Below are 14,175 nucleotides of genomic sequence, written 5' to 3' on the forward strand. Positions count from 1 at the left end.
ATGACTTCACTTACTCATAAATTAACCCCTATCGTTATTGCGATGTTGATGACAGGCTGCGCCGTTGGTCCTGACTATCAACCCCCAGAGGTCGATTTAGCCACCACTTACATTCATGCCGATAATCAGCAGTATTCCAGTGGCGAGCAGCATGCCGATAGCGATTACTGGTGGCATCAATTTAACGATGAAACCCTCAACAAAATGATTGGAGATGTTCAGCAGCAAAACATCCCACTAACAGTGGCGGCTGAGCGAATTTCAATAGCGAACTCTTATCAATCCATTGTTGAATCTTTTAAGGTTCCTACGGTTAATATTGGCGCGGGCTACTTTAATTATCAGCTCTCTAAGAACGATTCGATGCTTGGCCCTGCGCTAAACCCTATTGGTGATAGCGTTGGCGGTTTACCACCTCAGCTTGGGGCAATGACACTAAGCGACAATCAGCACGATGGCGGCTTTATTGGGGCAAGCATTGCATGGGAAACCGACATTTTCGGCCGCTTAGATAGACAAGCGAATGCAGCGAAAATCCGAGTAGAACAGGCTGAGATTTTCCAAAGTGGACTCACAACGCTCATCACTTCGGATTTAATCCATAACTACCTGCAATACCGAGGTGCCCAAGAACGTACAGAATTGGCGCTGGCTAATATTGAAGACCAACGGAAGACACTTGATTTAGTGCAAAAGGTGGTCAATAGCGGCTATGGTTCTGAGCTAGATTTAGCCCAAGCCCAAGCTTTATTAGCGGCGACTGAATCGATGATCCCTCAACTTGAAATCGCACAACAGGTTCATAAACATCGTTTGGCGATTCTATTAAGCGAGCCGCTTTCTCAGGTCGACATTCGCTTAGCAACACATCAATCACTTCCACAAATGAATGATGTGATCCCAACTGGATTGCCGTCTGATCTGCTCACTCGTCGCCCTGATATTCGTATCGCAGAGAGAGAAATGGCTGCGATTAATGAGGAAGTTGGCGCTGCTATTGCCAATCGCTATCCGAAGTTTTTCTTAACAGGAGCACCCGGTGTAACAGCAAGCAGCTTTGATGACCTATTTAGTAGCGACTCCATTGGTTGGGCTGGCGCAGCTGGAGTAAGTTGGAATATCTTTGATGGGGGGCGTGGTGAAGCGATGGTAGAGCTCAATGAGTCTCGCTTTAAGATTGCCGCCATGAGCTATCAACATGCGGTTGATTCGGCGTTTGCAGAGGTAGATTCTGCCTTATTTAATTATGGCCGAGCTCAAGAGAATCACGACCGTATTGCTCGTGCAAATGACGCTTCTGACGTAGCGGTCAGCAAAGCCAAATCACTCTATCGAGCAGGTCTCGTCGATCACCTGTCTGTACTTGATGCACAAAGGCAACAAAAGATGATGCAAGATAGACAAATCGCAGCAAGGCTCCAAACTGCGCAAGCAACCGTGTTGGTGTATAAGGCGCTAGGGGGCGATTGGCAGATATAACCCGTCTCTTTTTTATATACTGTCCCTGTATAACGTCAGCCTAGATAAATTCGAGCCGATTTTTCCCGACAACAACATAGGTCACCTCTAGCGATTCAAAGTCAGAGTGTGACCTATCTTCTCACAACACTATTTAATTCACGATCGCAATTGGGGTATGATGCAGGCTCTCAACCTGTATGGAACACACTGCGATTCATGAACAAGGCTTCTCGACCTATTTGGTTATCTTTTTTGCTGCTCACTCTGATGATGATTACAACATTCGTAATCAGTGCTCAGGTCACCCGAGTCGCGCCTATAAAGATAACTCCAATTGGCATGAATCAAAGTAACGAATCAGATCCTTCACTGGTTGGCCAATCACTAGCAAACGCGAGCCGCCTTCCTTCGGATTCAACTAACTTTATCGTTGATTCGATAGATTCAGATTGCCCAGATCAAGAACACCCCATTCAGAATTCTCACAACGCGCAAAGCAAACATGGTTGTGGGTCATCATGCCTTTTTAAAATACCAACGAGTCAATCTGGCGTTATTTTGGCAGTTCAGTCACATTCACTTGCTCTTATAGAGCCCGATCAAAACCCGACCACGCAAGCTAGGATCGATACACTCTATCGCCCCCCTATTCATTCATTTCCAGCTTAAATTACGCGCTCTTTAAAGGGTGCCAAGTCAATATCGATTAAACGCACAAGTGGTTTGTTGCGTCTATTTATCTACATTTTGGAAATGAATCATGATCAAAAAATTAATTACATTTGTTACTACACTGGCTATCGCCTTAACCGTAAATGCCGCTGATTTTGAAGAAGGAAAACACTTCAAAATATTGGATGTAGAAAAAGCCAAGAAGCCCGTCGTTACTGAGTTTTTCTCATTCTACTGCCCACACTGTTACAAGTTTGAAGGCGTGGTTGAGCATCTAAAAACGTCGCTACCAGAAGATGCTAAATTTGAAAAAGTTCACGTAGCATTTATGGGCAATAACATGGCGGTTCCAATGGCAAAATCGTACGCAACGATGGTCGCGTTAGATGTGGAAAAAGAGATGGTTCCAGCGATGTTTAAGCAGATCCACCAGCTAAGCCAAGCACCAAAAGATGAAGCTGCACTTCGCCAACTATTCGTTGATTACGGCGTGGATGGCAAGAAGTTTGACTCTGCTTATAACGGCTTTGTCGTTGATTCAATGCAACGTAAATTCGACAAGCAATTTGAAGCGAGCACGCTAACGGGTGTACCGGGCGTTTTGGTCAACAACAAATACATTGTAAAGCCAGACAATATCAAAAGCTTTGATGAGTACAACGCACTTGTGAACTACCTACTTACACTGTAATCACTCCATTGTGAAAGGTGTCAAGTTAGCAGTATAAATCTTAAATAGACCAAAAGGGTAAGCTCATATCAGCTTACCCTTTTCATTTTCTATCAAGATAGAGGACTATTAAAAATAGTGAGAAATCGCTAAATAACGGGTTCGAATATGCTCAATCAATAGCTTCACTTTATTTGGCGGTTGACGAGTAAACGGGTAGACCGCATAAATGCCAAGTTTTTTGCCAACCAGTTCAGGAAAAACATCCACCAACTCACCACTTCGAATGTCGTGATACACCAAGCAACGGGGAACATAGGCGATGCCATAACCACCTAGTGCCGCTTTACGCAGTGCTGTCGCGTTATTGGTGGTAAAGCTGCCCGAAACTCGGACAATATAGTTCTCTTTTGCACCCTTAAATTCCCACTCACTCGCCCCTGTGGTTTGATAGGCGTATTGCAGGCAATTGTGCTCCGCCAACAGCTTAGGCTGTAAAGGTTTACCATTATTGGCAATATAAGAAGGGGAGGCGCAAACAACCCACTGCGAGTCGAGAATATGGCGAGCAATCAGACTTGAATCTTCCAAATACCCGGTACGAATCACCAGATCAAAACCACCATCGACGAGATCAACAAACTTATTGTCTAGCGACATATCAACACTGAGCCCAGAGTGCGTATCGCAAAACTCCGCAACCGCGTCTGCCAAGATCAAATCACCCGATATTGTAGGCACCGACATTTTGATATGGCCACTGATATTTTCGCCAAAGCCTGAAACTGCATCCATCGCCTCTTGAGCGGCAAGCTTCACATTTTTGGCTCCGTGCAGCAGTGCCTTTCCAGCTTCAGTTAGCGTCAATTTACGCGTTGTTCGATATAATAACTGAACGCCAAGCTGTTCTTCCAAACGAGCAATTCTTTTGCTAACCACCGAATTTGTAAGGTTATTTTGTTCAGCCACCTTACTAAAACTGCCTAGCTCTACGACCTGTGAAAACAGGATCAAATCATCTGCTCGCATCTCATTATGCCAATTTTGGAAATAATCATTTTCATTATTTCCCTATATATACAAAATTGAAAGAGGTAATTTACATAACATTAACATCACGGCACTCTTCGAAAAGATGAAACAGGCATTGGATGAGCTCAGCCTCTTCCAACCAGAAGCAGTCGTACTAACCCATGAATAGGATTGAACTATGATCATCTCTGCTTCTACTGACTACCGCGCTGCCGCCAAAGCAAAACTTCCTCCGTTCCTATTTCATTATATTGACGGCGGATCTTACGGTGAGCATACCCTTAGAAAAAACACTGAAGATCTTGCCAACATAGCGCTTAAGCAACGCGTGCTGAACAACATGGAAGATCTGAGCCTTGAAACCGAAGTATTTGGTGAGAAACTGTCCATGCCTATCGCACTAGCGCCTGTTGGTCTCACTGGTATGTACGCTCGACGAGGCGAGGTTCTCGCGGCAAAAGCAGCAGAAAAAAAAGGCCTTCCTTTCACTATGTCAACCGTCTCTGTGTGCCCAATTGAAGAAGTCGCTCCGGCTATTGAACGTCCGATGTGGTTCCAACTCTACGTGTTGAAAGACCGTGGCTTCATGAAGAATGTATTGGAGCGTGCAAAAGCCGCGGGCGTTACAACCTTAGTCTTCACCGTAGATATGCCAGTACCCGGTGCTCGCTACCGCGATATGCATTCCGGCATGAGCGGCCCGAATGCTGCTGCTCGTCGTGTATTTCAAGCCATGCGTCACCCAACATGGGCATTCGATGTCGGTGTATTCGGTAAGCCACACGATCTCGGTAATATATCTACTTATCGAGGTGAACCAACCAAACTCGAAGATTACATCGGTTGGCTCGGCGATAACTTTGATCCATCCATCTCATGGAAAGACTTAGAATGGATTAGAGATTACTGGGAAGGCCCGATGGTCATTAAAGGCATTCTAGACAAGCAAGATGCCAAAGATGCGGTCTCTTTCGGTGCGGACGGTATTGTGGTGTCGAACCACGGTGGCCGCCAACTTGATGGTGTTCTGTCAACAGCTAAGGCGCTTCCTAGCATTGCAGACGCAGTGAAAGGGGATCTAAAAATCTTCGTCGATTCAGGCATTCGATCAGGGTTAGATGTGGTGAGAATGCTCGCTCTGGGCGCAGACTGCACCCTACTCGGCCGCTCATTCATCTACGCTCTAGCAGCTCAAGGTCAGGCGGGTGTCGAAAACCTTCTAGACCTTTACGAAAAAGAGATGCGCGTTGCGATGACGCTCACTGGTGCTAAAAGTATCAAAGACTTAAATCAAGATTCATTAGCATCTATAGACCTATCTCGCTAAATATTGAGTAAATTCAAAAGGTGTCACAGCAAATGATGTGCAACTGTGACACCGTTTCAACAGCTGACCCCATAAAAATTAGAATGCCGCAGCGAGCACAAGGAAGCAAACATGTCGGACACACCTTACGTTAACAAGAGCAGCGTTAATAAGAACATCGATAATAAGAACAGCGATAACCGCTATCAACAACTTGAGTCATTGTTCGCGGCCAAGATTGAATCCGAGCGTATTATCACACAACATGCCAAGCGCTTAGCTTATGGAACGGACGCCAGTTTCTATCGTCTCGTGCCAAAGATTGTGCTGAGATTAAAAGACCTTGATGAAGTTATCTATGCCATTAAGTGTTGCCGTGAAATGGCGATTCACTGCACCTTTCGCGCGGCAGGAACCAGCCTTTCAGGCCAAGCGGTGTCTGACTCTGTTCTAATTACGCTCACCGACGATTGGCGTAACCATTCGATCATCGATGAAGGCAAAAAAATCAGCCTACAACCGGGGGTAATTGGCGCCGATGCCAATAAATATCTCGCCCCGTTTCAACGTAAAATCGGCCCCGATCCTGCTTCTATTAATACCTGTAAAATTGGTGGTATAGCCGCAAATAATGCCAGTGGTATGTGTTGTGGAACGGCGCAGAATTCCTATAAGACCATCGATAGCATGAAAGTCGTGTTCAGCGATGGTTCAATCTTAGATACCGGTGATGACGTCAGCATTGCCGAGTTTACCCGTGATCGCCCAGAGCTTATCGCGGGCATTAACGCATTGCATGATGAAACCTTAGAGAACGCTGAACTAACCCAGCGCATTCACCATAAATACCGCCTCAAAAACACCACAGGCTATGCGCTCAATGCACTGGTGGATTACCAAGATCCGATAGAGATCATTGAGCACCTGATGATTGGCTCTGAAGGCACACTCGGATTCATTGCCGAGGTAACCTACAACACAGTTATTGAACACGCGCATAAAGCCTCTTCGCTGCTTGTATTTGCTGATATAGAACAAGCGAGCCAAGCGGTAACCACGCTTTCAACCACTCCAGTGGCTGCCGTTGAGCTGATGGATGGACGAGCACTACGCTCTGTGGCTGACAATAAAGGCTTACCTGCGTTTATAGCGGAACTCGATTTAGAAGCGTGCGCTATTTTGATCGAGTCACACGCTAGCGATGCAGCGACCTTAACCAAGCAGTGTCACCATGTGATGGATGCAGTCGCAAAATACACCATCATTGAATCCGTTCCCTTTACCTCTGACGCGGCAACAGTCTCTACATTGTGGGGGATTCGAAAAGGAATGTTTCCTGCCGTTGGGGCAGTGCGAGAAGTAGGCACAACCGTCATCATCGAAGATGTGGCCTTCCCTGTTGAAAACCTTGCTCACGGTCTGCGCGATCTCCAAACCTTGTTTGATAAATACCGATACGATGAAGCGATAATTTTTGGTCACGCGCTTGAAGGAAACCTCCACTTTGTCTTTACCCAAGGCTTTGATAGCCAAGAGGAGATCGATCGCTACGGTGGATTTATGGATGACGTTGCTGAATTGGTTGCCGTTAAATACCAAGGCTCGCTAAAAGCGGAGCACGGAACCGGCCGTAATATGGCTCCATACATCGAGCTTGAGTGGGGCAAGGATGGCTATGAACTAATGCAAAAAATCAAGGCGCTGTTTGACCCATATGGGTTACTTAATCCTGGAGTGATTATTAACGACAATCCTAAAGCCCATCTTGAAAACCTCAAACCTATGCCTGCTGCTGATGACTTAGTTGACCGCTGCATTGAGTGTGGTTTTTGCGAACCTGTATGCCCATCACGCACGCTGACTCTCTCCCCACGCCAACGTATTGTTTTATACCGAGAGCTGCAACGAAGACGAACGGCTGGTGAAACCGTTGAAGCGAGCGAACTAGAGAAAGTGTTCGATTACCAAGGCGTTGATACTTGTGCAGCAACAGGGCTATGTGCAGAGCGTTGCCCTGTTGGTATCAACACGGGAGATTTGGTGAAAAAGCTCCGCACTGCGAGATATCTAAAGCTGACTCCCCTAGTAAAATGGACAGCCCAATGGAGCGCAGATCATTTCAGCGCTACCACCACCATGGCAAAAGTCGGGCTAAAGGCTAACAGCGTTGCTTCAACTATAGTGGGCGAGAAATCAGTAAGTAGGCTAACGAAAGGGCTACGGAAACTGACTCACGGAGCGACTCCAACTTGGCTAGCAGAATACCCACAAGCCAACACCCATCAGCTTATTCAAGACAAGGAGATTCCAGCCAAAAGGATCAACTCAGAGAGGAAAGTGGTTTACATGCCTTCTTGCGCTAGCCGAAATATGGGTCAGCAAACCAGTGCGCAAGACCAGCGACCGTTAACAGAAGTTACACGGTCACTTCTTAGTAAAGCGGGCTTCGAATTAATCACACCAAAAAGTCTCAGTGATCAATGCTGTGGCATGCCCTATGACAGCAAAGGGGCAAACGATATAGCGCTGCAGAAATCACAGCAGCTAGAAGAAGCACTTTGGCAAGCCAGTGAACACGGTAAATATCCCGTACTGATGGACACCAGTCCATGTGCCAAACGCAGCATTGAACAGTTTAATAGGCCGTTAGCTATCTTTGAGCCAACAGCCTTTGTATTAAAACACCTTAAAGAACACTTAAGCTTTGAACCAATTGATGAAACCGTGATGCTACATGTAACGTGCAGTTCCAGAAGAATGGGATTAGAGAATGACATGCTATCACTGGCTAAAGCCTGTACCTCTGAAGTCATCGTCCCAGAGCACATTCAATGTTGCGGTTGGGCTGGCGATAAAGGCTTCACCACACCAGAGCTGAACGCCGCCGCGGTTCACCCACTCAGAGAACAAGTACCTAAAAATTGCAGCCGAGGCTTTAGTAACAGCAAAACCTGTGAGATAGGTCTTTCACACCACAGTGGCGTACCGTATCAATCAATTTTGTATTTGGTGGATGAGGTGACAAGTTAGAATTCATCAAATAAAACTAGAAATGACTTAACTGCCTTCTCGGAAGGCAGGTTTAGGGCAGCTTGCAACAAGGTGACTGTCATCAAATATTCATTCTATCTCAATAAAATCTCTCTAAGCTTTTCTATCCAATGCCTATTTAGACGCTCTAACGAATCAATTGCCTAAATATCAGTCAATGGCGTTTCTAGTTTCAATTCGCAATCACAATAATAAATTGGTGGGTTACTATCATGTAAGTACATAATGAAGTTAACAATTGCTTGGACCTGAAGTTAAGGAAAACAATGGCTCACAATCTCTATGACAAACTAGACCTGAACTTACTAAAAACTTTCTTTATTCTCCATCAAGAAAAAAATATGCGCAAAGCGGCAGAAAGGCTCTTTGTTACTCAGCCAGCCGTCAGTAAATACCTCAGTAAACTAAGGCAACATTTAAACGATGATCTTTTTGTAAAAACAAGCACAGGGCTGACACCAACACCCTACGCAGAACAGGTCTACCACTCTCTTCGACCAATCATGTTAGAGCTTGAAAATACTATAAATGATCAAACAGAGTTTAACCCTGAAAAAATAGAAGGTGATATTATCTTTGCCATATCACCTTTTTTAATGACTGCCCTAGCTAACACCATATACGCTGAAATTCAGAAAGATGCACCGAACGCATCTGTCCATTTTCGTTGCTGGAGTCAGGATACTCAAATTGAAATTGAAAGCGGCAAAATTGACATGGGTATTAGCTATGACAGCGATGTCACGATTAAAACCCTCCATGCAAAAAAATTGGCTCAGGACAAATTACGAATTATATGCAGGGAAGATCACCCAATAATAAACAGTGAAATGACACCATATGAAGTTGCCAAATACCCTGTTGGTACAGTCCTCGCTCCCAATTGGAACTTAAAAAAATCGGTCGCGGAAATCATTGCAGATGACTTAGGCATTAAGTTTAAGATTACACTTCGTTCTGAGATTCCATCAGTATTACTAGAGGCCGTTCATACAAGTAATATGATTGTTGCTATCTCTAAGTTCTCTAATTACGACTTTATAAAAGGCATTAAACTCTTAGAGTTTGATTTTGGTTATGATCAGGAATCACCCAATATCTATAGTTACTATCACAATAAAAATAACAATAGCGCTCAAACGTTATGGCTGTTGGACAAATTGAAAAGCATTTTATCTAGAAGCACAGTCTAGGATTCAAGACGCTGCAAAAAGTCTAGTACTCCAGATACGTGACGGCCCTCATATAACGTAAATACTTCAGATGAATCGTCTTTATCTTTACCAACATTAACGACTGAGATGATCTCTTCTTCATCGACTACGTCACTATGAATGGTAATGTGAAGATTTTCTGACTTACATTGAACGTACACATGGCCTAAGCAGTAGCTATCAATATCGCAGATTTCAAATCTTCCCGATATTTCATTGATAAGTATGGCTAATTTTTTCATTTTCTTAATAACCTATACAGTTAGAAGTAATAGCCACCTCAACAGTGGCTATTATTTTTCATCGAGAACAGGTACTACTGAGCAAATTTAGCTCTAACCTTGTTACGTACATCGTCAAAACGAGGCTGCTTTGCTAAAGTCTTTATTGTATCTTTAGCTTCGTCATTAGCGATAACATCACGATTAGCATGGTCAACTATAACAACGCCACCTTGATTACCATTGATAACCGTATCTGATCGTTTTAATTCTGCATCAGTGATAGTTACAGAACGTCCCTGAGATCCAAATATCGTCCAGCCTAAATCTGATTTCACGATTGTCAGTTTAACTGGTGCCATATCACCACCTATCTGACCACCTATTCCAACAATTTCACTTGTGCGAGTGTCTGTAATCACTAGGTGACCAGTAATAGAAGACTCAACTTTAAATGGAAGTTTAATTGGAACCGGTGCTTGTGGGTTTTTATACCAAATCCCCCCCATTGGCCCTACTTCTAAATGACGAGTATTCACATTGATGGAGCCTTCAATAGTACCTAATAAAACTCCATCACGAACAATGCCAATTTTTCCATTACCATCAGTAATAAAATCAAAATCTGGATTGGTATTATCTGGTGTACTAACGTCTACATCAGGTAATTGTCTCGGGGCGTCAATTGGGAGGTCTGGTCGTTTTAATTCGGCATCAGTGATAGTTACAGAACGTCCCTGAGATCCAAATATGGTCCAGCCTAGATCTGATTTCACGATTGTCAGTTTAATTGGTGCCGTGTCACCACCTATCTGACCACCTATTCCAACAATTTCACCTGTGCGAGTGTCTGTAATCACTAGGGGACCAGTAATAGAAGACTCAACTTTAAATGGAAGTTTAATTGGAGCCGGTGCTTGTGGATTGTTATACCAAATCCCCCCCATTGGCCCTACTTCTAAATGACGAGTATTCACATTGATGGAGCCTTCAATAGTACCTAATAAAACTCCATCACGAACAATGCCAATTTTCCCATTACCGTCAGTAATGAAATCAAAATCTGGTTTAGTATTATCTGGTGTACTAACGTCTACATCAGGCAACTGTCTAGGCGCATCAATTGGCATATCAGGTAGCTCATCAGCGTGTCCGCCTGTACTTGAAGATGAACTGAGTAGACTCGCCAGTAATGTAGCCGATACAGCACCAACAGCTGCCCATGTACCATCTGATTGCTTCTCATAAACAACATCGTCAACCGTTGCTGTCGTCGTTGTGCTTGGCTGGGCATTAAGCTGTGCTAACACACGAGCATCTATTTCATTCATTTGTGCTTCAATCAGCTCTGCTGTGTATTGGTTCGCCAATGCACGGTCAACTTTAACTGGAGCTGAAATTGCTGGTGCAGAAATTAGTGTTGCCATAGTGATTGCTAAAAGTGTTTTTTTCATCATTTATCTCTTCTATAAAAATAAATGCATCCGTGCTGTTCTGTTTAGTTGCGTATAGATTAACGAAGCGAATTCATCTTGAATAATCGAGAATTGAAATAATGGTGATAAACAAATGGAATGAGGTAAAGTTTATTACCAAGATCAATAAACAGCACATAGTGTGCTGTTTTATAAGTATCTAGAAGAGTCAATCAAGGGAATTTAAAAATCAAAGGTTAAACCAAACTCAATAAAATCTTTCCCATTGTCAAGGTAAGTATATGTAATAGATGGTCGAATATATTTTGCATTAATATAAAGTACTGCTTCATGGTAATGAGTATTAGAACGACCGTTGGTCATAGGCCAAGATGTATTATTAACGGATAGGTAATTGTCTTTTAGACCCACCTCATGATTAAATTTATAAATTAAATCAAAGTAGCTAACCGGGCTCCACATTGCACCGATACTGTAGTCGATACTATCTGAAGGATGAAAAGTTGTATCAAGCTTATTTCCATTACACTCGCCGAATATTTTACAAATTGGGTCTTCAATATCTTTCTTATAGTTGTAGTTTACATCTACGATCGCAACCCACTGCTCATGCAACGATTTAGCGACAAATATTCCCGTCGAGTACTTCCATTCACTTACTTTAAGCGTGTTTTCCGTGTAATAACTGTCCCCCTGCCAAACAGAATATCCAATACCCGCTTCCCAATTTGATTCGGTATCAATGTCACCAAAGACTCTCAATTTTTCTGTTACATCATAGCTAGCGTCTAATGTGGTAACAGTAGAGCCATCTATATCTTTAGAAAAGCTAACTCCAAATATATCTGTAAACTTCTCTATAGAGTCCACTATCTCAGCCTGAACAGGAGAAACAAATAGACTAATAACCAATAAACTACGCTTCATTTTTTGAATTCGTTGAGCTATCCATAATTATCAAAAAAGAACCGACTCCATTAAAGATGGTTCTTTTATACCCTAATTAAAGTACTCGACTTAAAATACAGGGATCTTATTGCTGTAGGTTATTCGGTTATGTGCAATTAGAATAATCACATAGTGAAATATCAGTGATAACGAACTGGAATGAGCTTTTCCACCTGCTATATAGACCGTTTATTTCTCATAAAGCTCTAGCGGCAATCCATCGGGGTCTTGAAAGAAGGTAAACTTCATGCCTATGAACTCATCCACTCGAATGGGTTCTACTTCAACATCCATTTTGTTAAGCGCCTTTACTGCATCCGCCACGGTCTACGCTTCACCCATAATCAAATTAAACTCATTATAGCCAAAAGGCTGACCATTAATTTGCAATGACACCGCTTGTGTACCTGGGTAATACTTCCGTGTTGTAATTTCCTTGATGCCATGGGCCTTTTCTATCGACAAATGAGAACGCGCTTTAAGCGTGACGTTTTTCCATTTAAACACCTTTTGCGCCATCTTGCCGTTGGCCTTTTTAAAATGCATAACGTAATCAACAATCAGCGACTGATCTTTATCGCTGCTCGAATGCAATTCCACTGAAAAACACAATTCAGTACCGAAATGAATCTCTGATGACGGCAAAAATATGGGGCTGACATCGAGTTTAGGTGGAAAAACACCAAAGGCTTCAAGTGCCACTGGATGCCCCTGCTTAATGAGCGTACGACAAGCGTGACGAAGCAATTTTTGGCGATTCAGCAACGGTTGATCGATGAGCGTTTTTTTTGCGTCATTCATCCAATCTACTGCTAGTTTTGCGACTAGATCAGGATGGTCTTTGGCAATATCATTTAGGTGATTAGCGACTGAGCGGCGAACATATTCATGCTCATCATCTCGTAATGCGGTCAATAGAGGCAAAGTGGCGCTAGGATCTTTAATGATGCTTGGCAGCTGCATCGCCCAAGGCAAACGTGGGCGCGTACCTTCCGACACCAACCGACGTACATGATGACTTCGGTGTGTTAACCAATTAGACATAATGTCCAGCGCTCTATCTTGATCGTCAATGAGGAAAAAGCGCACATCAAATTCAGAAGAAAAGTGTTCAGTCATGTCTTTTAACAGCGCCATGGCATCATCAAAAGATTCATAGCCAAACTGACTGACCACAATACCGAGCGGAAGTGTTCCCCACCCAGTGATGCCGTCCTTATCACTCTGAACGACCGTAAGATCACCAGAAACGGGGCGCAACATTTTTCTAATTATTTGGAAACGAATGACCTCTTGTTTTGGCAACACCTGATGAAGTTTTTCTGCAATGAAGGCAGCTCTCTCTTTTAGCTCAAGAGCATCAAGCTGCTGAATAATTGTTTGCTCAAACTCAGCTTTATCAAAGTGACTTAAATGTCGCTCAAGTAGCAGGCCAAAGCACTGTACTAATTGTGGCGAAAGGTTGTTTTTGAACGGTTCCATCATATCTCCCTGATTTGATGACAATCGTGAACGTAGCGGAGCAACATGAGAAAAGAGTATATCGACGTTGTTGTCAGAAACTGTCAGTAGGGTTTTGTTATTGCGCACCAACTGCATGTCTTAGCGACTAAAACCCTCTTCAACAAACAAATGTTATGGCTTTTTCTTTTCTCCCCCCTTACTTCTCATACAGCTCTAGCGGCAAACCATCAGGATCTTGAAAGAAAGTAAACTTCTTGCCGGTGAACTCATCCACTCGAATAGGTTCAACTTCGACACCGAACGAATTTAACTCTTTAACCGCTTCTTCTACTGATGCGGTGACAAACGCCAAGTGTCTTAGGCCTTGTGCTTCGGGCTGACTTGGCCTTGATGGAGGGTTTGGAAATGAAAACAGTTCGATCTGCCCGCCACTAGGAAGGGCTAAATCTAGTTTGTAAGAATCTCGGCTCTCACGGTAGTTTTCCGCGATGATGCTTAAGCCAAGTACCTCAGTATAAAAAGCCTTAGATTTTTGATAGTCAGAACAAATAATGGCGATATGGTGAATACTTTCAACAATCACAAAACGCTCCCAGATAGCGGTCAGAATAGAAATACACACTCAACATAACATCTGTTCTTTCTACATACCTATATTCATGTTCTCTTTTCAAAGCGAGTCCTCCTAAAAATAAGAAGG

The 14,175-nt window shown here is 43.4% G+C and carries 12 protein-coding genes and 1 pseudogene; 6 read left to right on the forward strand and 7 right to left on the reverse strand.

All coding sequences use genetic code 11. From position 1 onward, the window contains the following. From L4D20_RS18075 to L4D20_RS18085, 3 genes are all read left to right on the forward strand, one after another. Nucleotides 1-1,479, forward strand: coding sequence for an efflux transporter outer membrane subunit (locus L4D20_RS18075; protein WP_428802984.1), 1,479 nt, complete (start codon nt 1-3; stop codon nt 1,477-1,479). A gap of 108 nt (nt 1,480-1,587) precedes the next feature. Next, a complete protein-coding gene (locus L4D20_RS18080; RefSeq protein ID WP_428802985.1) occupies nt 1,588-2,130 on the forward strand; it encodes a hypothetical protein in 543 nt (180 codons plus the stop codon). 91 nt (nt 2,131-2,221) lie between these two features. After that, complete coding sequence (locus L4D20_RS18085; protein ID WP_428802986.1) at nt 2,222-2,824, forward strand: thiol:disulfide interchange protein DsbA/DsbL; 603 nt, start codon at nt 2,222-2,224, stop codon at nt 2,822-2,824. 108 nt (nt 2,825-2,932) lie between these two features. On the opposite strand, the gene L4D20_RS18090 is transcribed toward L4D20_RS18085, so the two are convergent. Continuing rightward, complete coding sequence (locus tag L4D20_RS18090) at nt 2,933-3,832, reverse strand: LysR family transcriptional regulator (RefSeq protein WP_428802987.1); 900 nt, start codon at nt 3,830-3,832, stop codon at nt 2,933-2,935. A gap of 181 nt (nt 3,833-4,013) precedes the next feature. On the opposite strand from L4D20_RS18090, the gene lldD reads away from it, so the two are divergent. The 3 genes from lldD to L4D20_RS18105 all read left to right on the forward strand — a co-directional run bounded on the left by lldD (nt 4,014) and on the right by L4D20_RS18105 (nt 9,385). Continuing rightward, the gene (gene lldD, locus L4D20_RS18095) at nt 4,014-5,162 is read left to right on the forward strand and encodes an FMN-dependent L-lactate dehydrogenase LldD (protein WP_428802988.1); all 1,149 of its coding nucleotides are present in this window, start codon (nt 4,014-4,016) and stop codon (nt 5,160-5,162) included. A gap of 111 nt (nt 5,163-5,273) precedes the next feature. After that, entirely contained in the window at nt 5,274-8,171 is a 2,898-nt protein-coding gene (locus tag L4D20_RS18100) for an FAD-binding and (Fe-S)-binding domain-containing protein (protein WP_428802989.1), read from the forward strand. Nucleotides 8,172-8,458: 287 nt separating this feature from the next. Next, nucleotides 8,459-9,385, forward strand: coding sequence for a LysR family transcriptional regulator (locus L4D20_RS18105; RefSeq protein WP_428802990.1), 927 nt, complete (start codon nt 8,459-8,461; stop codon nt 9,383-9,385). Here L4D20_RS18105 and L4D20_RS18110 read toward each other — a convergent pair. From L4D20_RS18110 to gloA2, 6 genes and pseudogenes are all read right to left on the reverse strand, one after another. Continuing rightward, nucleotides 9,382-9,648, reverse strand: coding sequence for a hypothetical protein (locus tag L4D20_RS18110; RefSeq protein ID WP_428802991.1), 267 nt, complete (start codon nt 9,646-9,648; stop codon nt 9,382-9,384). The genes L4D20_RS18105 and L4D20_RS18110 overlap by 4 nt on opposite strands. Before the next feature lie 74 nt (nt 9,649-9,722). Then, nucleotides 9,723-11,084, reverse strand: a complete 1,362-nt coding sequence (locus L4D20_RS18115) for a hypothetical protein (protein WP_428802992.1) — start codon at nt 11,082-11,084, stop codon at nt 9,723-9,725. Between the two features lie 201 nt (nt 11,085-11,285). Further along, complete coding sequence (locus L4D20_RS18120) at nt 11,286-11,990, reverse strand: hypothetical protein (RefSeq protein WP_428802993.1); 705 nt, start codon at nt 11,988-11,990, stop codon at nt 11,286-11,288. 210 nt (nt 11,991-12,200) lie between these two features. Further along, nucleotides 12,201-12,329, reverse strand: a pseudogene (locus L4D20_RS18125) (VOC family protein); the annotation flags it as partial. A 9-nt stretch (nt 12,330-12,338) separates the two neighbouring features. Further along, nucleotides 12,339-13,601, reverse strand: a complete 1,263-nt coding sequence (locus L4D20_RS18130) for a DNA alkylation repair protein (protein ID WP_428802994.1) — start codon at nt 13,599-13,601, stop codon at nt 12,339-12,341. A 70-nt stretch (nt 13,602-13,671) separates the two neighbouring features. Further along, nucleotides 13,672-14,055, reverse strand: coding sequence for an SMU1112c/YaeR family gloxylase I-like metalloprotein (gloA2, locus tag L4D20_RS18135; RefSeq protein WP_428803148.1), 384 nt, complete (start codon nt 14,053-14,055; stop codon nt 13,672-13,674). Between the last annotated feature and the right edge of the window lie 120 nt (nt 14,056-14,175).

This window comes from Vibrio kyushuensis (genome assembly GCF_050337325.1).
In the GTDB taxonomy this organism is placed as follows: Bacteria; Pseudomonadota; Gammaproteobacteria; order Enterobacterales; family Vibrionaceae; genus Vibrio; species Vibrio kyushuensis.